Consider the following 17,844-nt stretch of genomic DNA (forward strand, 5'->3'; position numbering starts at 1 on the left):
CGGCCCTGCTCACTCCTTCCCACCGCCCTGCAACCGCGCCAGCAACTCGCGCCCCCGACGGGTCAATTGCAGCGTCATTTCATGCGGCTGACGCTGCCGCACTTCGACGAGCGCATACCGGCGTAACGCCAGCACATCGGGGTCCAACGGCTCGATACGTTTCTCCGTGTCGCGAAACAGCATGAGCGTCGCGAGTTCGTGATGGCTAAGCATCCGGCACCTCCGTTCATCAAAGCGTGGCGATGAGACGATAGTAGTCAGACGCCGCGACAGTTTGGCTACAGACACGTTTCCGCTTCTTACGGGCACGCGGGCTTCGCGGCGGTCAATCCGCCCGCAGGCCCGGCGTGGTGCGCCCTCCGCCGTCGAGCACGCGTAAACCGGCGTAACTCGCCGCGATTCCGGCGGCAAAAAGCTCACGATCGTGCGCAATCCCTCACGATCGCGTACCGCGATCTATCGAAACCCTATCGAATTCAAGCGTCGGCCCTTTCCGGCCGCAACAGCTGAAACTCGTCGCACGTAGGGAGTTAACATATGTTGTTATTATTTTGTTTACTGCAACATATGAATCCAGGCGCCGTGGCGTGCCGCTAACGATCGTTCGATATCACTGGGGAATGAGATGGTCCGGGAAAAATTGTTGATGCTGGTCGTGCTGGCATCGGCCGCACAGGGCGTGCTCGCGCAAGACGCAACGCCGACCATGACGAAGATTCAAACCAACGGCCTGATTTCGATCGGCCATCGCGAGACGTCGGTCCCGTTTTCTTATGTGGACAGCGACAACCAGGTCATCGGCTTTTCTCAGGATCTGTGCAACAAGGTCATCGACGCCGTAAAGGCGAAGACGAAACGGTCCGATCTGCGTATCCGGTTCATTCCGGTGACGTCGCAGAACCGCATTTCGCTGGTCCAGAACGGCACCGTGGATCTGGAATGCGGCGTGACGACCAACCTTGCCGCCCGGCAAAATCAGGTTGCGTTTTCCGATACGTTCTTCGTGGCCACGACCCGGCTGCTGACGCGCAAAGACTCCGGCATCAAGGATTTTCCGGATCTCGCGGGCAAGACGGTCGTGACCAATCAGGGGACGACGTCCGAGCGCATCCTGAGAAAGATGAACGAAGAGAAGAAGATGAACATGCAGATCATCAGCGCCAAAGACTACGGCGAGGGGCGTCTGACGCTGGAAACCGGCCGCGCGGTGGCGTACATGATGGATGACGTTTTACTGGCGGGCGCGCGCTCGCTGACGGCGAAGCCCGCTGACTGGGTGCTGGTCGGCACGCCGCAATCGTCCGAGGCTTATGGATTCATGCTGCGAAAAAACGACCCTGAGTTCAAGAAAGTCGTCGACGATGCGATGCAGCAGGTCATGAAGGGCAACGAGATCAACGCGATGTACGACAAGTGGTTCATGAAGCCGGTCCCGCCGAAGAACCTCACGTTCGACTTCCCGATGAGCGACTCATTGAAAAAGGTCTACGCGAATCCGAACGATACGGCGTTTGAATAAAGGCTGAGGCGCCGGCGTTGCGCGGTCACGGGTGCGTGTTCGCGCGACTACGACGATCCGTCATTGCGTGCGCGGCCGGTTCAGAACGCGCCGGTCAATGCCGCGACCGCTATGACGAGCACTTGCACGACCGCGAGTATCGTCACCAGCCGGACGAGACGGGCGACGCCGCGCACACGCGCGTCGAGCGTGCGTCCGGCCTTCGTTTCGTCGATCCAGCCGAGCCGCTGCAACGCGTGGTCGAGTGCCGCGAGTGCGTCGTCTTCATTCGTCAACGCGATTGAATGCGCGAGCGCGCTGAACAACCGGCGATCGATCGCGACGCGAATCAACAGCCATAGCGCGAGCACGGCCACCGCGCCGCTCACGCACACCACCGCTACGCACGGCCACGCGCCCAGTGCGAAAGCGAGCGCGAGCCCCACCCAAGCTGCCACCTGAGTGCAGATCGCGACGATCAGTCCGGCGTCGAGCAGGCCGTGCGCCGCGGCGATTTTGAATTGCACGCTGGCGGGTGTGTCGTTCATGATCAAACCTCAGGTCCGGGGCGCGGGTCGCGTGGCGCTTCATGCCGCATTGGCAATCGCCAGTCGATATACCGCTGCAACAGCGCCACGCTCGGCGCCCGCAACACCACTTGCGGACGCGCTTCCCGCAGCAGCGCCAGCGCGGCTTGCGCATCGTTCAACTGCAAATGCGCCGCGAGCCACGCGGCCACCGTCAACGCGCTGCGCGAATAGCCGAGCGCACAGCACACCAGCACCGTATGCCCCTGCTCGCGCAACATCTCGATTGCGGCGACGGCTTGCTGCAACTGCGCGAGCGTCGGCGGCAGCAAGTCGAGTTGCGGCACGCACACATAGCGGATCGCGGGATCGCGCCGGGCCCAGCCGGGCATTTCGGCGGTCAGATCGACAATCGCGGTGGCACGCACCAGCCTCGCCTCACGACGCGTCGGCGTACGTCCCACCAGCACCGAGTGACCCACCGGCGACGACGCCGCATGACGAAACGTCCACGCGCGCGAGTTGATGAACGTGCCGAACACAGTCGGCAGGAACAGCGCGCCGGTCGCCCAGGCGAGACCACCGGATTCGCTCTTCTGATACAACCCGACATCCACACGCCAATAAACCATCGCGACGCACAGCACGGCCAGCGCGATCCAGCCGAGCAGCAACGCCGCGAACGGCGAATGCGGAATCGTCACGCAGGCGGCAATCAAAAACACCAGCGCCAACGCCGCATAGCGGCGCGCAATGCGGCGGGCGTGAGCCAGCACAGCGGGCATGACCGGTTCATCGGCGGCACGCAGGCGGGACGTTCCATCGCCCCGCCGAAGCGGAAACAGAAACAGCGCGAAGCAGCCCACCGCCGCGCCGGTCGGCACATCGATCACGTGATGCTGATAGGTGGTCAGCACGGAAATGCCGATCAGCGCGAACCAGCCGTGCAGCAGCCCACGCCACGCGCCGCGTGCATGCAACGCATACACGGCCCACAACACCACCAGCAAACCGATATGCAGCGACGGCGCCTGGTTGAACGGCTTGTCGAAACCCGCGAGCAGCGTGAACAGCGCGCCGCTCATGCCACCAGCGGCCGGCCGCTCGAAGCTGAAGCGCAGCGGCCACGCAATAAAGCACACCACTGAGATAACCTGCACCGTCAACAGCCGCTTGACGTGATCGAGCAGTTCATCGCGCCAACGCCACAGAAAAAACGACAGCGCGTAAAACAGATCGATCGACCAGTACGGCACGATCGTCCACGGCCAGAAAGGAATGGCATGCTCCCAGCCGAATGCAAACGACGGCACGCTCGCATGCCGTCCGGCCAGCCAGTTCGCGAAGCCATAGGTCGAAAAGAACACGAGCCCCATGGCCGCCAGCAGCACGCATTTCAGTGCGAAAGTCGCCGGCCGCGCAGCGGCTGCGTCGCGGGGCCACGCGCTTGCGTCGGTGCGTGCGCTGCTGCTGGTCATACGTCCGCGACCCGTTGCGCGACGCTGACGGTGAAGATGCCCCACTCGTCGATACGTTGCGCGATCTTGCGAAAGCCCGCGCTCGCCACCAGCTCATCGAGCTCGGCCTGCGAGCGGCGGCGCATCACCCACGCCGCCTCGCCGCGATGGTTCTTCAGCGTCCGCGCGATGAATTCCAACTGCGGATGCCACGGCTGCCCCGTATAAACCAGGTAACCGCCGGGCGCGACGGAGCGCGCGAGGCCGCCGAGCGAAGCGCGGATCATCGCGTTGTCGCTGAACAGTTCGTATAGCCCGGACACGATGGCAAGATTCGGACGCGGTTCGAGCGCGGCGAGCGCTTCGGCGTCGAACGCGTCGCCTTGTTCGAAACGCGCCTTCGTGCCGAAGCCCTTCTGAATGATCAGCGCGCGGCCGGCCTCGACATTCGGCGGACTGTAGTCGCGCAGCAGAATATGTTCGATGCCGGTTCGGCTCAGTGCGGCCGCGCCAATGGCGTCGAGCACATAGCGCCCGTGCCCCGCGGCGATATCGACGATCCGCACCGGCTGACCTTCGCGCCGAAGACGCGCGATGGCATCGGCGATCAGCGCTTCGATATGAATCTTGCGCTGACGAATGCCGCGCCAGCCGATCGAGTCGAGATAGTTGCGGTCGATCAGCCGGCCGAGCGGCGAACGCCCTTCCGCGCGATTGCGGTACACATAGTCGAGCGACGAGCCGGAATCGAAGCCGCGCTGGAACCCGAGCGCGATCCCCGAAGAGAACCACGACGACAGCCGCAAACCGCCGCGCACCAACGCCCAGTAGGCGCCCATCAACGGTTGCGGCGGTTGTTTCAGGCCTGCGAATTCATCACGGAACGGCCCGCGCTCATGCGCGTCGAGCAACGAGACCGGCGCGCTCGGCGCATCGTATTCCTGCAGCACGAACGCACGAACCGGCGCGATGGCGCGGCTGCGCTCCAACTCACCGAGCGTGTCGTGATGGAAACCGTCGAGCACGATGCGCTCCTTGCGCGCCGAGCTCAGCCGTTCGTAAAACTGGTCCTGCGGCTGCCGGCGCACGACCCAGTCGGCGCCGGAAATCAGCACTTGCGTCGGCACCTTGATCGCGGCGGCGTCGGCTACCACGCGTTGAGCCATGTCGTGCAGATCGAGCAGCATGTTGACCGCGATGGCACGCGCGATCAGCGGATCGGACTGGTAACTCGCGACGCGCTCGGGGTCGTGCGTCAGCAGCTTCGGCTTCACATAGCTATTGACGAAGAAGCGCCCGCGCAGCCTGTACATGAGCCGCAAAGCCGGCAATGCGAGCGGCACATAAAGCTTGATGCTGAAGGCCGGCGCGGCCAGCACCAACGCGCGCAGCGGCGGCGCGTAATCGTGCACCCACGCGGCGGCCAGCACGGCGCCGACACTCTGGCCGATCACCGTCATGTCTTCGATCGCGATGCCATAGGTGTCGCGGATATGCTCGGCGAACGTCTGAACGTCGCGCACCGACGCCGCCGCGCTCGGACTATAGCCGCGTTCGCCCGGCGAATGGCCGTGGCCGCGCGCGTCCCACGCAAAGAACGCATGCTCGGGCAGATCGAGTTCGTCGACGAGATGCGCCATGCGCGCCGAGTGTTCGTGACCTCGATGAAACAGCAGCACGGCGCCACGGCAACGTTCGCCGGCAACCGGCCAATGGCGGTAGAACAGCGCCTCGCCGTCGTGCGTGACAAAGGTGTGTTCCCCGGCAGTGCGGATCGTCATGGAAGTCTCCTCGAACGTGGAATGGTACTCGCGGCCTGGCTGCGTGCCCCGCCGGGTTTCTGCTTCAGCGCGCCTCGGCAACCCCGTTGCGCACCCGTTGGCCAATCGTCACGAGCGCCAGCAAAACCAGCACGCGCCACAGCCACGTGGCCCACGGCGCGACCGTCAGGCCGAGGCCGATCCACAGGCCGAAGGCGCCGATCACCACCGCGCGATCGCTCTTGCCGAGCGGGCCGTCGTAGCGGCGCGTGGCGCCCGCCAGCGGCCCGATCAACCCCGCGCATTCGACTACCACGGCGGCCAGCGCGAACGCCCAGATATCCGCGGCATTGAATGCGGGAATGGCCAGAAACGGTAAAACGAGTGCGATGTCGGAAATCACGTCGCCTAACTCGTTCAAATACGCGCCGAGCGCGCTCTTTTGTCCGAATTCACGCGCCAGCATTCCATCGACCGCATTGAGCGCCATGCGCAGAAATAGCCAGATCGGAATCAGCAGGAACAGCCGGTAAAAGCCCGCCGCCGCGACGCCACCCACCACGATCGAGCCGAGCGCTGCCGTTACCGTGACCTGATTGGCCGTTACGCCGACGCGCGCGAGCTGGCGCACCAAAGGCCGCAGCAGATTCTGGAACTTCGGTTTGAGTGCGTAGACGCTCATATTTATTTAACAGTTCAAACGGGTTGACCGGCCCATACGCGAATTGCCCGGAAACGAAATTATCGCGAGCGGTTTTTTTCGAGCTATTAGAAACAGCGACATCGTCATTTAAATGGGAGGAAAGGTCAAGATTCACCCTGCTCTTTAAATCGATGTGGTGATCGTCAGAAAAAATCGTCATAATGCCGCGACCGAAACGCCACCGGCGTTCAGAATGGCGCAATCAATGAGTCGGATTCAATGAGTATCTGGCACGCATGGCAACGCGATTGTCTGCTGGGTGTGGTGCGTCTCGTGGCGGGCGCCTATCCGGTCTGGCATCACGGCACACCGAACGCAACGCAGAAGATTTATTTCTCGAATCACACCAGCCACGTCGACACGCTGGCGATTCTCGCCGCGCTGCCCGGCGAGTTGCGCTCACAGGTGCGGCCGGTCGCGGCGCGCGACTATTGGGAGCGCGGCAAGGCCAAGGTGCATATCGCCAATAACCTGCTCAACGTGGTGCTGATCGACCGCAAGAAAGAAGGCGACGGCGATCCGCTGGAGCCGGTGCGCGAAGCATTGCGGCTCGGCTATTCGATCATTATTTTTCCGGAAGGCACGCGCAGCGCCGAGGCCTTGCCGCAGGCGTTCAAAAGCGGCCTGTACCGGCTCGCCGGCGAGTTTCCCACGGTCGAGTTGTGCCCGGTCTATCTGGAGAACCTGCAGCGCATCATGCCCAAGGGCGCGATCTGGCCGGTGCCGCTGATCTGCAAAGTGCATTTCGGCGCCACGATCACGCTGGCCGACAACGAGCCCAAGGCGGATTTTCTGCAGCGCGCACGGGAGCGCATCGTCGAACTTTCGCCGGTACGCCACGCGGATTGACGGGACTCGCATAACAACAACGGGGAAACACACACGATGAGAACCGCGTTCTGGGAACTCGTGGCCGGCCTGACCGGCTTTCTGGCGATCGCTTCGGTGATCGGCGGCCTGCTCGCCTGGCGCGACGGCGGCCGCAGCACGACCATCGCCAATCTGAATCAGCGGATTCGCGCGTGGTGGGGAATGATCGCGATCATGGCGATCGCGATCGGCCTGGGGTCGACCGCCACTTACATCGTGTTCGCCTTCGTGTCGTATATGGCGCTGCGCGAATTCATCACGCTGACGCCCACTTCGCCGAGCGATCACACCACGCTGTTTATCTGCTTCTTCATTGCCATTCCGGTGCAGTACCTGCTGCTATGGGTGAACTGGTACGGCATGTTCTCGATCTTCGTGCCGGTGCATCTGTTCATCACGTTGTCGCTGGTGTCCGCGCTCACGCAGGACACGCATGAGTTCCTCAGCCGCAGTTCGAAGATTCATTGGGCGTTGATGGTGTGCGTCTACGGTCTGAGTCACGCGCCCGCGCTGCTGATTCTGGATATTCCCGGCTATCAGGGCGAAAACGCGCTGTTGCTGTTCTTCTTCCTGCTGGTGGTGCAGATCAGCGACGTGTTTCAGTACGTGGTCGGCAAGCTGTTCGGCAAACGCAAGATCGCGCCGAAGCTGAGTCCTTCGAAAACCGTCGAGGGGTTTATCGGCGGCGGGCTGCTCGCTACGTTGTCGGGGGCGGCGCTTTACCGGATCACGCCGTTCAGTTTCGGCGCGGCGTTTCTGATGTCGCTCGCTATCGTGCTGGCGGGGTTCGTCGGCGGACTGGTGCTGTCCGCGGTGAAACGCTCGCTCGGGGCGAAAGACTGGGGGTCGATGATCGCCGGACACGGCGGTGCGCTCGATCGCGTCGATTCGATCTGCTTTGCCGCGCCGGTGTTTTTTCACCTGGTGCGGTATCTGTATGTGAATTGAGGGGCCGGTGCGGCTTAGGTCCGGCCTGGTTGCGGCTTAGTTGCGGCTTAGTTGTTAGAGCAACCGCCGCAGCTACTTGAACTGCAACTGCTGGAACTGCTGCAACTGCTCGAACTGCAACTGCTGGAGCTGCACCTGCTGCTGTCTGCGTCGCCGCCAGAACCGCTGCTGCTCACCACCGCCGGCACGTTGAGGGCGCGCTCATAGGTGGCCCATGCCGTGCCAGACAGCGCCCCGACACCGAGTAGCGCAGTGCGCCACAGCAAGGCGTCGGATAAACCTGCGTCGTTCGATGCGCTCTGCTCGCGGGGTTGGCCCGCTTGTTTCTGCTGGCCCTGCTGCCCCGACAGACTCCACGCCGCCGCAAAACGCGCGCTGCACTCGGCGAGCGCCTGCTGGCCGCCCTTCGTCGGCCCGCTGCGGCCCAAGCCCGGCAGCCGCTTCATGACGATCACATAGGCAAGCGCAAACAGGATTACGCCGATCACCAGCAGCAAGACCGGCCGGTCACGGCTCATGCCGACGAAAATCTTCGCGAAGCCGAGTGCCGCCACACACAGCGCCAGCGCACGCGCGACGAACAGCAAACCCTCCATGCCGCCGCGCTTCCATAGCCAGCCGCTTTCGATCAACTCCGCGTCGAACGATTTTTCCTGCAGCATCAATTGCGCGCGGAACGCCACGTAATCGGCCCGTCCGTCTTTTCTTGACCGCAACCATTGCCACTCCGACGCATAACGGCCAGCCATGGCGATATTCTCGGCCTTCACGGAGGGCTTTCCGCTCGGGAAAGGCGAAAAGCTGATCGCGCCGGCATCGATTAGCGCGAGCGTCGCGACGCGGGCCATGCGTTGCACACCGCCGGTGAGGAACGCGGCCTGGTCGGGCGTCATCGAGCGGATCGCGTGAGGCGCGCCGTGGACGCCCCATGTGCGTCGACGGTGTTCGAATTTTTGCGCCCAGTAGATCAGCAGCAGAACACCGAAACACAGTGCCAGATAGAACTGCAGGAAGTCTCGTCCTGCGTAGTTCAGGACGTTGAAATCGATGGTGGTGAAGTCGCCCGCGTACGCGTATGTGGCAACGGCGGCCGTGAGCCAGGCCAGGCCGCTGAGCGGCAAGCGGCGCTCGCGGTAGGCGCTCCAGCGGCGTGCTAGACGGGTGGTGACGTGGTCTGTGTGGTCTTTGTGCTCTGTGTGCGCGGCGTGTGACTTTGCATCGTCCGGCTCAGCAATCTGCGCGGCGCTAGCCCGCGACGGCAAACGCGGCCAGACCGCCGCGGGCGGCTCCGTGCCGAACAGGCGCTGGTAGTCGTCGAGCGTTTGTGCGTAAGCCCGCGCATAACCCTCCGCCTCGCCGGGCGAGCCATTGCCCGGCGTGTGATGCAGCGGCACGCCCAACACCTGAGCGCAAAAGACGTCCCAGTACTCCCGGGTGTATTCGAGGTGCAGATGCCACGCGGCATCCACCGCTTTGGACGGCGTCGCGACTTGCCCCGTCGACACCGCGAGAAACGTGAAGCGCTTGTATTCGGCGATCACCGCGGCGGTATGGTCGCTCGACCAGCCTTCGCGCTGCGCGAGGCGCACGCTGTACGGTAGCACGACGTTCGGCGCGTCGAGCGAATACGCGTCGAGGCGTTCGATCAGCGCGCATTGGGCGGCGCTCATGGGCTGCGGCGAGAGCGCTGTTAGTACGATTGGTGCGATTGGCGGCGTAACGGCCGGCGACGTAGGGTTTGAATATCGGCGCATGGATCGATAAAAATCGTGCGGCGCAATCATTCGACAAACAGGCGCCGAACTGTTGGAAAATGGCCGTCCTCTTAAACTGAAACGAGCGTGCCGTTCTTTCAGCCGGTTAATCGCATTGGATTCTAATCGAGTAGAACGCCCGGCGTATAGCGTTTCGATGGCAATGTCAAAACCGCACTCGCACATGAGGATTTATCCGCTGCGCGATTGTCGAATGAACGGCATCGCACCGCGTCTTTCCGGTTCATATCCGATAGCCCGATTCGCGCAGGCGATCTTTCCCGCTATTGAGTGTGCGGCGACGCGCCAGCCTCGGAAGCCGGCGCCGCATTGTCCTGCGCGGCTCCGCATTGGTGGCAATGCGGAAAGAAGAAGAAATTCCGGCCGAGGCATGCGCATAGATTGAAGAGCTTCAGTCCGCAATGCACGCAGAACGTGGAGTCGTCGCCGCCGAGATTCCATTGTTTGTCGCATGACGGGCAGCGCTTCTTTTCCAGCGAGCGAACCGCCTTGTCATAGCCGATGGCGCGTGCCCGCTCGCCCTGATCCTGCTGCAACTCGATACGCTTGCGCTCGGCGTAGCGCTGGAACGCCCTCATCATGTACAGCCCGGCGAACACGGTCAGCGCGATGCCGACCAGCACCCGCACATAGCCGCCGAAGTCAGGCAGATACGGGACCAGTTCGATAAAAAACGCGCTCAACGCAAACAGGCCGAAACCGTAGACGAACGGCCAGTAACGCGCTTTGCGGTAGCGGATGAACAGCCAGATCCCGATCAGCAGAATCGGCAGCGTTAGCGCAAGCCGCAGACCGAACACCTGCAATTCATAGTGCCGCGTCGCCTCGTCGAAGCGGCGTTCGGCTGCCGCGTCCGCATTGGCGCTTTGCGTGTCCAACTGCGCCTGCCTGGCTGCCAGCGCGCGTTGCTGGTCGTCGAGCGCATCGATCTGATGCTGCCAGACGATCGCCACCGCCTGCAAAGCGTCCAGCTTGCGCGTGCGCGCCTGCAGGTCCGGGTCGCGCGTGCCGTCGCCCGTTACCGAGCGGGTGGCCAGCCAGTTGCGGAAACTTTCTCGCGCGTCCGCGTAGTCTTTGACAGCGCGGCGATGCGCCACCTCGAGCGTTTGCGCCTTCTCATCCAGCGTGTCGTGCTGCGCCTGCAGGTCGCGTTTCGCTGCGTCCAGCCGCGCTTTAGCCGGGACGTCCGCAAATTGCTCGATCGCTGGCGGGCCGCCGCGCGGCGCGAAGGCCATGTCGCGGATCACGAGGCTGCCGAGCATATTCAGAAACACGGCGAACACGATCGCGATCGCCCAGGAAGCGAGTTGCAGGAGCCGCGCCGGACGGGTCAGGCTATCGCTGGAGATTGCCATGGTTGTGTGCCTTTGGAATAGTTTCGACTTTGCACGAGAGAATACCCAACAGTTCTTTCTTCGCCAATGCAAACCCGGAAAATGATGCCCATTAGCACGGAATAAATCGAGTCGGCGTCGTTAAAATCCGCATGCGGCCAGCATTTTTTCATTCGCTGTGAGTACGGCATATTCGCCGGTTACGGAATCGGCAATATCATCCTGGGTTGCGCCGATAAAGTCGCGATAGATAGTCCAACAGGGACGCGGCCGTTAATACGCGATCAGAACTTCGGATGGCACTCGAAATTAACCGACGACCCATGCTCGGTCAGCATCTGCACGCCGCTCACGCTTTCCATCGTCACGCTGGTCATCATGCCGCGACTCTCGCAATAGTCGCGCGCCTCGCTCATGGCGTGCTCGTGCGCGCGCGCCCAGGCCATCCGGCCGCCGGTCGCGCTGGCGGCCACCGTGTAGGTGCCGGGTTTGTCCGTGGCGACGACGTCGGTTGCCGACGCACACCCCACGAGACTCGCACACGCGAGCGCGGCGGCGATCAGCGCGCGCCAGCCGCTGGACGAGGAATCCTGGGAACCCCGCCCGCCAAACGCAACGGAAGCCGCCTGCCGTTCGGGGCGCCGCTCCGGGACCGTGTTGAACATATATCACCTGCACTTTTTATCCGGTTCATCGAGGATGAAATTATCCGCAATCGCGTGACGAAGATCAGCCTCACCGACTGAAAACACTGTTGCGAGGGGCTTAACAATGTCACCGGATGTAAGTGGAGGTGCGCGGCAGGACGGGATCGCGGCGCGCTGGGGGCGGCCAGCGGATCACCATGCCGTACAGGGTTTGTTATGCCAGTCTGCTCAGTCCAGATGAAGGCAGCAAAGATTGCCCTCGCGGTGAGCATGAGCCAATAAAGTCGGTGACAGCAACCCGCACTGGGCAACGATGTCACGCGCCCCCGCCTCTTTCAACAACTTGATTGTCGCTTCGCCTGGATAGTCCACGCCGAAGGCTTGGTCATTGACGTAGTCGGATTGGAGCGGTTCGCGCAGGCCGTCGAATGCAAAAAAGGTCAGATTGTCGATGACCAGGTGACGGGAAGCGTCGCCCTGGACGTGGCACTGCGCCGCGAACTCGCGAATCTGGTTTCGCTCGCGGCCATAACCGAGCGCCGGGATCGACAGAGGTTGACCCGGCAGCCCGATCTGCGCTGTGCGCTGATTCTCGATCGTTGGGGGCAGCACTTTCGACAGCAGCAGTGCCGCGCTACCCACGAAGAGCAGACTCAACGAAAACAGCGCGGCGATCGTGATGCCTTTAACGATTCGGGCGGGCATCAGCGAGCCGAGTGCCACCAGGGTCGAGACGGCAAGCAGAGCCGCGAGAGGAACCGTCAGCGTGCCGGTATAGAAGTTCCACGATCGATATAAGGCCATGTGCCCGAACAGACCAAGCCACAAGGCCACCATGCAGCAAGCCGCACCGTCCAGCCGGCGCCGCATGAGTTTCAACGCAAAGCCAAGCGGCGGCAGGATCGCGGCAACGCCGAAGATCGCTACGATCACAGCGCGAATGAGCGGGTTGATCCACGTGATCAACGGCATTGCAGCAACGCCCGGTGATGCGGCAAGCCAGGCTGACTGATACTGGTCAGCAAAAATCAGCTGATCGACAATCGCGCCAGGCGCGGTGTGGACATTCACCCAAAGTGCATTGAGGAATCCCAGCGGATCAGAAAGCAACTGACCCGTTGGCGTCACTAGCGATAGCCATTGCGACGAAAACATCGGCGCGCCGGCACATTTTGTCAGCGCGCCGGCGAAAACGAGGCTTTGCCACACCGTCGCCAGCACGAAGCCCGCCACGACAAGTGTCAACGCCCGGCTATGTCGCCAGAAACACAGCACGCACGACGTCAACACGACCGGAAAGAAAAACAGGGTCTTGGGGTGGGTGTAGAAGAAGACCGACACCGCGAGGCAAAACAGGATCGCGCAGGCCAATACCCTCGCGCGACTGGTGCTTCCTGCAAAGCGCGCCGTCAATGCAGGCAGGCACAGGAACAGCGTGAGCAGAACGAGCATGACCTGCTCGCCGCGCGCCATGACCAGTGTCAAAGGCAAGACCCCCAGTCCGCATACCGACGTAACCGCGGCAAGCAACGCCCAGTGCAGATGCTTCGGCTTCGTCAGAACACGGATTGCCCCAGCCGTGAGCACGAGCCAGCACAGGTCGGTAGCCATACCGAGAAGCCGTATGCCGAGCGGCGTCGCGCGTCCATAGATCAGGTCGTAGGCGAACGCTCCCGGGTAAAGCAAAGCGGGAACGCTGCGCAAATAGTCCCGATTGCATTGCGGCAGGAGCGTGTTGTATTTCCAGTCATTCGCGAAAAACATGCCGCGCATCATTTTCGTCGCGGCTTCGTCGCTATAAACGGGGACGAACAGGCCGGCCGCCACGATCAACAGAAACACGGCCAATACAACAATAACCAGAACAGCAAGAGACGGAGAGTGCTGCCTGACCTGAAAATCTGCGGGCTTTGACATCATGAAAATTTATTATCGCTTGCCTGAAATAACACGCGTCCGGTTGGACATCTATTACATGCCGCCGACGTTCTCGATGGCTCGGGCAAGTGCGTCTACGACATGCATTTGCTGGTCGTTCGTCAGGCCGATCCACAATGGCAGGCGGATCAGACGGCTGGCCATGTCGTCCGTTACGGGAAGTGGGCCGTGCGATCGTCCGAGGCGTTGACCGCCCGGCGCCGAATGAAGCGGAACATAGTGAAACACAGCGTGAATGCCCTTAGCCTTCAGCGAACTCAGAACGTGCTGCCGGTCGGCCGCCTTGTCCAGAATCACGTAGTACATATGGCCGTTGTGTGCGCACTCGGAGGGAATAACCGGGCGCCTTAACGCCCCGGCCGTCTCAAGCCGGGAAAGCAACGTGTGATAGTTATCCCAGAGCGCAAGCCGGCGACGCGTGAGATCCGTGGCCTCTTCGAGTTGCGCGCATAGAAACGCCGCAGTCAGTTCGCTCGGCAAGAAAGAAGAACCGATCGACTGCCAGGTGTATTTGTCGACCTCGCCGCGGAAAAAGCGGCTGCGGTCAGTGCCTTTCTCACGAATGATTTCAGCCCGCAGGCGCAAATCTTCACGATTGACAAGCAGAGCCCCGCCTTCACCGCTGATAACGTTCTTTGTCTCGTGAAAACTGTACGCGCCGAGCTGGCCCAGTGCCCCTAACGTCCGACCCTTGTAAGTCGCCATCACGCCTTGAGCAGCGTCTTCGATGACGAAAAGGCCATGGCGTTCGGCAATGGCCAGCAAGGTGTCCATTTCACACGCCACGCCCGCGTAGTGGACCACGGCGATCGCGCGGGTTCGCGGCGTGATCGCCGCCTCGACCAGCCGTTCATCGAGATTGAGTGTGTCCTGTCTGATATCGACAAATACCGGCACCGCACCGCGCAAGGCGAATGCATTGGCCGTCGACACGAACGTGTACGACGGCATGATGATCTCATCGCCGGGTTGCAGGTCCAGCAACAGCGCAGCCATCTCAAGCGCGGCCGTGCATGAGTGGGTGAGCAAGGCCTGCAGCGATCCTGTGCCTTCCTCCAGCATGGTGTGACACCGTTCGGTGAACGGTCCGTCGCCAGCGAGGTGCCCTTGTGAGTGCGCCTGCGTGATGTACGTTAATTCTTTGCCCGTCATGTACGGACGATTGAACGGAATCGCGAATGAAGGAGCAGTCATGATTAATCTCAGCGGTTCTTTTGGGCAACAATCAGCAGGGAGCCACCAAATGGTATGCGCAGGCCCCGCCGTATAAATGCGCTTTCGAGGCTCATTGCGCCTTCAAGAATACCGTTGGTCAAGCGGCCGAGCCGAAGGTCGGCCGTCATGTCGTAATCGGCATCGTCGACGCGGGGACGCCGCCGGGTCAGATACATCAGCGGAAACAGCAGACTGACGAACGACGTCATCAATCGGACGGTGTACCCGGCGTTCTGCAACTTCTGACGCATTTCCGCAGCGCGGTAACGCCTCACGTGGCAAACCTGCTCGTCCTGTTGACTCCACATGAATGGATGCTGTGGGACGGTAATGATCAACTGCCCTTCTGGTGCGAGGGCACGATGCATTTCCGCGAGGACGCGCTCGTCCTCTTCAATGTGTTCGAGCACGTCGAATGCGCCCATCACGTTGAATTCGCCGTCGAACGGAATGTGCCGCGCATCCATTTGATAGAACGAAGCGTGCGGCACGCGCCGGGAAGCAAACGCCAGAGCGTCCGCGTAGATTTCCGTTGCGGAGAATTTCGTGGCCGGAAATGCGTTGGCGAGTCCCGCCAGCACGTAGCCCGTGCCGCAGCCGACCTCGCAGAAGTGCGCGGCGGGCGTCATGTATGGCGACGCGGCCCAGACGATGAGCCGATTGCGCGCCCGGAACCAGAAGTTGCGCTCCTCCACTTCGGCAAGGCGCTCGAAATATTCCGGACGAAAGCCACTAGTCGCATTCGACAGGGTCGGACTCAAAGAAAGAACACCCTCCACCGTAGGCGCGGTTGCGCCGCAAGCGTCGCAATGCCACGCGTCGTTCACGTTGGCGTCCCCACATCTTGGACAAACTTTCATTCCTGTTCCACAAAAGACCGGCTGGATGCCGGGAAGACCCATAGGCGTTGTGCGACAAACATGAAAGCGGCGACCACAACAATCATGACGGCTTGCACGAGTCGATCTGAAACATGATAGCGATCCACGAATATCATCATTGCCACCAGGTTGATGCCGTAGGCGGCGCAATAAGCCGCAAGATAGCGAATGAATGTCGATCCATTCTGCCCGCTGTGCTGGAACGACCATTTCTTGTTAAAGAAGAAGGTTTGACCGATTCCTAGCGCGAACAGGCCGGTCATTGCGACTTTGTGCCCAATACCCATACTCGTGGCCAAGAGATACAGCACATATAGAACGGCGTTGGAGGCGATGCCAACTATCACGAATCTTGCCAGTTGCCTGCTTGTCTGCATGGAACGGCTATCCGAAACGCGTGCGAAAGCGTTCGAGCGGCAGCAACGATGCGCCGGTCTCACCGTCGATCAGTTCAGTCACGCGAAGCAGGCCTTCACCGCAAACCACGACGGGACAGGCATCTTCCATCCAGATCACTTTTCCAGCTTCGCGGTTTTCAACCCGAACATCCGGCAATGGTTGCGCGGCGAGTACGCGCGCGGATTCACCGTTGACCAGCGTATGAGCGCCCTTGTAGGGTGAGCCCACCGCATCGACAAAGCGAGCCAACCAGGTCGCCGGGCGCTCCCACTGCATCCAGTAATCTTCGTCGTCTCGCCAGAGACTGAAGCTCGCCAGGCTCTCATCCTGGGGAATCGCTGTAAGCGGGCCACCACCCGCCAATTGCCGCAGCACGCATTCCGCTGTCTCGCGGTAGTTCGCGGCAACGAGATCGACGGCACGGGCGATCGTGCAGGGGTACTGGATGCGCGTACTCGACTGCGCGAGTATCGGCCCCGCGTCGTATTGTTCTGCGCCCTGCAACGCGGTGACGCCGATCTGTTCCTCGCCGTTGATCAGGCAGGATACAAGCGGATTGAATCCACGATAGCGCGGCAACAGCGAATCATGGAAAACAATCAGCCGCTCGGCCGGAAAATCAATCATCCAGCGCCACGAAACGGCCATTGCGAAATCAGTGTCGATCGTGAGCTCGGGCGTGCGTTCGCGCGTGCGCAATCCATATTGCTCGCACAGGCCGGCAATTTCGTCGTGGTAATCGTTGTCCAGTGAAGCGTCCCGGCCGATCACCACGAGTTCGAACAAGGGGTGAAATTGCGCGATGAGATCGGCAAGCAGCGTATAGCCCTTCTTCGTCATCAGGAAGAGTGTGAGCTTTTTCACTTGACCGCGCCCTCTACGCGGTTCGGCGCGACCTGCTCTTCAGAACGGTTCAGTACGCTGGCAATCGCATAGGCGGGCCGACCCATGCTGCGAAAGTGCATGCGAGCCAGATATTCACCGATCATGCCAAGCGCAAACAACTGGGCGCCGGAAAAGATGGCGATGATCGACGCAAGAAACGGGAAACCGGGAACAGTGGTCCGATCGATGAAGTAGCGGGCAAGCACGTAACAGAACAGCACAATTCCGAAGGCGGTGAAACCAAAGCCGACAAAGCTGGCAATCTGCAGCGGCACAGTACTGAAGCCGGTCACCATGTTCATCGCATGGGTGAAGAGCTTGCGAAGGGTGTAGTTGGACACGCCGACAGCGCGCGGATCGTGCCGAACCATGACGTGCGTGAAGCGCGTGGTGCCCCATGTCAGGAGAACGTCGATCGACACGAACGGGCTTTGGTACGCGACGAAAGCGTCCCGCAAACCAGTACGGAACGCACGAAATGCGCTGACGTGGCGCGCGGTCTGCGCGCCCATTGCATTCTGCAGCGCGATTTTGGTGACGATCGACGCCTTGTCGCGCAGAAAACTGTGCTGCTCGCGTTCGGGTGCACCGTAGACGACGTCAAATCCAGCCTCGAGTTGGGCGAGGAGTCGCGGGATTTCCTCTGGAGGATGCTGCAAGTCGTCGTCCAGCGTGACGACCACCGGGTAGTTTGCTGCCCGGATGCCACACAGCAGCGCGTTGTGTTGACCATAATTCCGGCTGAGCCGGATGCCCTTTACCTGCGGATGACTTGCCGCGAGCGCTTCTATTACGGTCCAGGACGTGTCGAGTCCGCCATCTTCCACGAAGATAATTTCATGGCGTTCCGCGGCCCGCTGAAGGACGGGCATCAGCCGCTCGACCAAAGGCTGAAGCGTTGCTGCGGAGCGGTATACGGGGACGACAACGGAAATTCCTTGCATCGAAATCCTGTTTGTAGATTGCCGATTCGATTTTGTTCGAACGTGTGTTCCCTTCGAGATGGG

General features: G+C 61.4%; 17 protein-coding genes. 3 read left to right on the forward strand and 14 right to left on the reverse strand.

Annotated features, from left to right (window positions below; all coding sequences use genetic code 11):
* Positions 1-9: 9 nt before the first annotated feature.
* The gene (locus FA94_RS09420; RefSeq protein ID WP_035550019.1) at positions 10-213 is read right to left on the reverse strand and encodes a hypothetical protein; all 204 of its coding nucleotides are present in this window, start codon (positions 211-213) and stop codon (positions 10-12) included.
* A 412-nt stretch (positions 214-625) separates the two neighbouring features.
* Here FA94_RS09420 and FA94_RS09425 point away from each other — a divergent pair, with 412 nt between their 5' ends.
* Positions 626-1,519: a glutamate/aspartate ABC transporter substrate-binding protein gene (locus FA94_RS09425; protein WP_035550022.1), complete on the forward strand. Its 894-nt coding sequence runs from the start codon at positions 626-628 to the stop codon at positions 1,517-1,519.
* An 80-nt stretch (positions 1,520-1,599) separates the two neighbouring features.
* Here FA94_RS09425 and FA94_RS39400 read toward each other — a convergent pair whose 3' ends face one another.
* The 4 genes from FA94_RS39400 to FA94_RS09445 all read right to left on the reverse strand — a co-directional run bounded on the left by FA94_RS39400 (position 1,600) and on the right by FA94_RS09445 (position 5,924).
* Positions 1,600-2,046: a hypothetical protein gene (locus FA94_RS39400; protein WP_035550025.1), complete on the reverse strand. Its 447-nt coding sequence runs from the start codon at positions 2,044-2,046 to the stop codon at positions 1,600-1,602.
* A gap of 2 nt (positions 2,047-2,048) precedes the next feature.
* Positions 2,049-3,503 carry a phosphatase PAP2/dual specificity phosphatase family protein gene (locus tag FA94_RS09435; RefSeq protein ID WP_051980508.1) on the reverse strand — a complete coding sequence of 485 codons (1,455 nt, stop codon included), beginning with the start codon at positions 3,501-3,503 and terminating at the stop codon, positions 2,049-2,051.
* Positions 3,500-5,263 (reverse strand): bifunctional alpha/beta hydrolase/class I SAM-dependent methyltransferase, encoded by a 1,764-nt coding sequence (locus FA94_RS09440; RefSeq protein ID WP_035550028.1) that lies wholly within the window; start codon positions 5,261-5,263, stop codon positions 3,500-3,502. The genes FA94_RS09435 and FA94_RS09440 overlap by 4 nt, the downstream gene beginning before the upstream one ends.
* A gap of 64 nt (positions 5,264-5,327) precedes the next feature.
* The gene (locus FA94_RS09445; RefSeq protein WP_035550030.1) at positions 5,328-5,924 is read right to left on the reverse strand and encodes a CDP-alcohol phosphatidyltransferase family protein; all 597 of its coding nucleotides are present in this window, start codon (positions 5,922-5,924) and stop codon (positions 5,328-5,330) included.
* Positions 5,925-6,164: 240 nt separating this feature from the next.
* Here FA94_RS09445 and FA94_RS09450 point away from each other — a divergent pair, with 240 nt between their 5' ends.
* Complete coding sequence (locus tag FA94_RS09450; protein WP_035550032.1) at positions 6,165-6,794, forward strand: lysophospholipid acyltransferase family protein; 630 nt, start codon at positions 6,165-6,167, stop codon at positions 6,792-6,794.
* A gap of 36 nt (positions 6,795-6,830) precedes the next feature.
* Positions 6,831-7,763 carry a phosphatidate cytidylyltransferase gene (locus FA94_RS09455; protein ID WP_035550036.1) on the forward strand — a complete coding sequence of 311 codons (933 nt, stop codon included), beginning with the start codon at positions 6,831-6,833 and terminating at the stop codon, positions 7,761-7,763.
* A gap of 47 nt (positions 7,764-7,810) precedes the next feature.
* On the opposite strand, the gene FA94_RS09460 is transcribed toward FA94_RS09455, so the two are convergent.
* The 9 genes from FA94_RS09460 to FA94_RS09500 form a co-directional block, all read right to left on the reverse strand.
* Positions 7,811-9,433 carry a TIGR04222 domain-containing membrane protein gene (locus FA94_RS09460; RefSeq protein ID WP_035550039.1) on the reverse strand — a complete coding sequence of 541 codons (1,623 nt, stop codon included), beginning with the start codon at positions 9,431-9,433 and terminating at the stop codon, positions 7,811-7,813.
* Between the two features lie 368 nt (positions 9,434-9,801).
* On the reverse strand, positions 9,802-10,893 hold the full coding sequence (locus FA94_RS09465; protein ID WP_035550042.1) for a double zinc ribbon family protein: 1,092 nt from the start codon (positions 10,891-10,893) through the stop codon (positions 9,802-9,804).
* A gap of 263 nt (positions 10,894-11,156) precedes the next feature.
* Complete coding sequence (locus FA94_RS09470) at positions 11,157-11,537, reverse strand: hypothetical protein (protein ID WP_035550045.1); 381 nt, start codon at positions 11,535-11,537, stop codon at positions 11,157-11,159.
* A gap of 210 nt (positions 11,538-11,747) precedes the next feature.
* Positions 11,748-13,439, reverse strand: coding sequence for a hypothetical protein (locus FA94_RS09475; RefSeq protein WP_156126605.1), 1,692 nt, complete (start codon positions 13,437-13,439; stop codon positions 11,748-11,750).
* 51 nt (positions 13,440-13,490) lie between these two features.
* Positions 13,491-14,651, reverse strand: coding sequence for a dTDP-4-amino-4,6-dideoxygalactose transaminase (gene rffA, locus FA94_RS09480; protein WP_035550052.1), 1,161 nt, complete (start codon positions 14,649-14,651; stop codon positions 13,491-13,493).
* 8 nt (positions 14,652-14,659) lie between these two features.
* On the reverse strand, positions 14,660-15,499 hold the full coding sequence (locus FA94_RS09485) for a class I SAM-dependent methyltransferase (RefSeq protein ID WP_197070196.1): 840 nt from the start codon (positions 15,497-15,499) through the stop codon (positions 14,660-14,662).
* A gap of 29 nt (positions 15,500-15,528) precedes the next feature.
* Positions 15,529-15,930, reverse strand: coding sequence for a GtrA family protein (locus tag FA94_RS09490; protein ID WP_035550055.1), 402 nt, complete (start codon positions 15,928-15,930; stop codon positions 15,529-15,531).
* A gap of 7 nt (positions 15,931-15,937) precedes the next feature.
* Entirely contained in the window at positions 15,938-16,816 is an 879-nt protein-coding gene (locus FA94_RS09495; protein ID WP_051980510.1) for a formyltransferase family protein, read from the reverse strand.
* Complete coding sequence (locus FA94_RS09500) at positions 16,813-17,781, reverse strand: glycosyltransferase family 2 protein (protein ID WP_197070197.1); 969 nt, start codon at positions 17,779-17,781, stop codon at positions 16,813-16,815. The genes FA94_RS09495 and FA94_RS09500 overlap by 4 nt, the downstream gene beginning before the upstream one ends.
* Positions 17,782-17,844: the final 63 nt, after the last annotated feature.

The sequence above is a fragment of the Burkholderia sp. 9120 genome (assembly GCF_000745015.1).
GTDB lineage: Bacteria > Pseudomonadota > Gammaproteobacteria > Burkholderiales > Burkholderiaceae > Paraburkholderia.

Excerpts from the sequence above, each read along its gene's own strand:
- FA94_RS09420 (WP_035550019.1), bottom strand. The coding sequence starts at position 213 with ATGCTTAGCCATCACGAACTCGCGACGCTCATGCTGTTTCGCGACACG.
- FA94_RS09450 (WP_035550032.1), top strand. The coding sequence starts at position 6,165 with ATGAGTATCTGGCACGCATGGCAACGCGATTGTCTGCTGGGTGTGGTG.
- FA94_RS09445 (WP_035550030.1), bottom strand. The coding sequence starts at position 5,924 with ATGAGCGTCTACGCACTCAAACCGAAGTTCCAGAATCTGCTGCGGCCT.
- FA94_RS09440 (WP_035550028.1), bottom strand. The coding sequence starts at position 5,263 with ATGACGATCCGCACTGCCGGGGAACACACCTTTGTCACGCACGACGGC.
- FA94_RS09435 (WP_051980508.1), bottom strand. The coding sequence starts at position 3,503 with ATGACCAGCAGCAGCGCACGCACCGACGCAAGCGCGTGGCCCCGCGAC.
- FA94_RS09465 (WP_035550042.1), bottom strand. The coding sequence starts at position 10,893 with ATGGCAATCTCCAGCGATAGCCTGACCCGTCCGGCGCGGCTCCTGCAA.
- FA94_RS09425 (WP_035550022.1), top strand. The coding sequence starts at position 626 with ATGGTCCGGGAAAAATTGTTGATGCTGGTCGTGCTGGCATCGGCCGCA.
- rffA (WP_035550052.1), bottom strand. The coding sequence starts at position 14,651 with ATGACTGCTCCTTCATTCGCGATTCCGTTCAATCGTCCGTACATGACG.
- FA94_RS09455 (WP_035550036.1), top strand. The coding sequence starts at position 6,831 with ATGAGAACCGCGTTCTGGGAACTCGTGGCCGGCCTGACCGGCTTTCTG.
- FA94_RS09475 (WP_156126605.1), bottom strand. The coding sequence starts at position 13,439 with ATGATGTCAAAGCCCGCAGATTTTCAGGTCAGGCAGCACTCTCCGTCT.
- FA94_RS09470 (WP_035550045.1), bottom strand. The coding sequence starts at position 11,537 with ATGTTCAACACGGTCCCGGAGCGGCGCCCCGAACGGCAGGCGGCTTCC.
- FA94_RS39400 (WP_035550025.1), bottom strand. The coding sequence starts at position 2,046 with ATGAACGACACACCCGCCAGCGTGCAATTCAAAATCGCCGCGGCGCAC.
- FA94_RS09460 (WP_035550039.1), bottom strand. The coding sequence starts at position 9,433 with ATGAGCGCCGCCCAATGCGCGCTGATCGAACGCCTCGACGCGTATTCG.
- FA94_RS09490 (WP_035550055.1), bottom strand. The coding sequence starts at position 15,930 with ATGCAGACAAGCAGGCAACTGGCAAGATTCGTGATAGTTGGCATCGCC.
- FA94_RS09500 (WP_197070197.1), bottom strand. The coding sequence starts at position 17,781 with ATGCAAGGAATTTCCGTTGTCGTCCCCGTATACCGCTCCGCAGCAACG.